Below are 1,094 nucleotides of genomic sequence, written 5' to 3' on the forward strand. Positions count from 1 at the left end.
AGAAAATCTAAAGGTATTTCTCAAAATAATATATGCAATGGAAATCTAGAACGTTCAACCCTTTCTAAGTTTGAGAGCAAGAATAGAGTACCGTCATTCGATACAATGCAGTATCTATTAGAACAAGTCAATGTATCGTTTGATGAATTTGAATATATTTGTAATGAATATAATAATAGTGAAAGACAAGCTATATTAGTTGATTTTTATTCTTTAGTATCCAATGCACAGCGAAGTAAGATAGATACGCTAATTAAGCGATGTGAACTATATTTAAAAAATAATAATGATTATAAAATTAATGAGATAAACCATATTTTACATATTTTTATAGAACTAAATGAAATAAATAAGTTAAACGTTTCAGACATAAGTGTCAAATTGGCGACTATTGTGTGGGATAGGATTTCTTTGATTGACACTTGGACATACGATGATATGAGAACCATCAATTTTATTTTTTACTTTTTACCTTTAGAAACAATCAAAGCTATTGTTCCAAAAATGCTACGAAGTTTGGAGAAGTATAATACATTAAAGGAAATATCAATTCTACGTTTGTCAATATTAACTAATTTTTCAACAATATTTTTAGAGAACGCGATGTATACTGAATGCAAAAATATACTAGATTATGCACATAGTTTTGCTGAAAATGCGAAAAGATATGATTACCTTGGAATCATTATGGTTAGAAAATCTATCTGTGAACAAAAATCGGCAGAGGTGACTAAGTGGCTAGAATTTTTATCTATGGCGAGTGAAGAAGATATTGTTACCGAATTGAAAAAAGAGATTGACCGACATTTAGTAGGGTATTCTTCTAAATACGATTTTAAAACAATGTGAATCATAAATTAATTTATGTGTATTGGGCGAGAAGAATGTAGGATTTTAAAGCAATAATACAAGAAATAGAGTAACAAGTCTCATACATACGTTTGCATGCGGATACGAGCTAATTCACTAGGGCATAGCCTATGGTAGTCAAAAAAATATTCTTTTAGGTTAGGGATGTCGAAAAAATAGAGATAATGAAATGTAAGATCAATAAAAAACAGAAACTCCCCAATCTTTTTCTGATTGGAGGAGTT

At 29.3% G+C, this 1,094-nt stretch carries 1 protein-coding gene; it reads left to right on the forward strand.

Features of this window, described 5'->3' with window-relative positions; translation table 11 throughout:
- Positions 1 to 849: helix-turn-helix transcriptional regulator (locus JZO83_RS14175; protein WP_207116122.1), on the forward strand; the 849-nt coding region annotated here is incomplete at its 5' end.
- Positions 850 to 1,094: the final 245 nt, after the last annotated feature.

Source organism: Enterococcus sp. DIV1298c, assembly GCF_017316315.1.
GTDB classification, from domain to species: Bacteria; Bacillota; Bacilli; order Lactobacillales; family Enterococcaceae; genus Enterococcus_B; species Enterococcus_B mangumiae.